Genomic DNA, 429 nt, shown 5'->3' on the forward strand with positions numbered 1-429 from the left:
CTACGTTGCAAAGTCGATGTCAGGCACTTGGCGTGAGCCCGTTTGACTTTGCGTATCTAGAATCGCTTTCCCCAGAAGTGAAGCAAAATTACGTCTTGATTGTTCAAGATCCATTTACCAGCTTTTATGAAGCCGAGTTGGTTGCGGATTTTATTCAGTTATTGCAGCGGTTAGGGAAACACCCTGTTGTTCTGCCTTTCAAACCTAATGGGAAAGCTCAACATGTAAAAGGTTTCCTTAAGAAATTCGCCAGAAATGCACAAAACACTTCGGATTTTCTCAACCAAGTTGCTGAACTTGAAATTCCTATGATCGGTGTCGATGCGGCCTTAGTTCTTTGTTATCGTGATGAGTACCATCAGGCTCTAAAAGAGAAGCGAGGCGAATTTACCGTCTATACGGTTCATGAATGGCTGGTGAATCGACTGA

Annotated in this window: 1 pseudogene; it reads left to right on the top strand. The window is 43.4% G+C overall.

Annotation, left to right across the window (positions count from 1 at the left end):
• Window positions 1-429: pseudogene (locus IQR33_RS23800) on the top strand ((Fe-S)-binding protein); the annotation flags it as partial.

Origin of the sequence: Vibrio sp. OPT46, from assembly GCF_015163535.1 — a bacterium.
GTDB classification, from domain to species: domain Bacteria; phylum Pseudomonadota; class Gammaproteobacteria; order Enterobacterales; family Vibrionaceae; genus Vibrio; species Vibrio alginolyticus.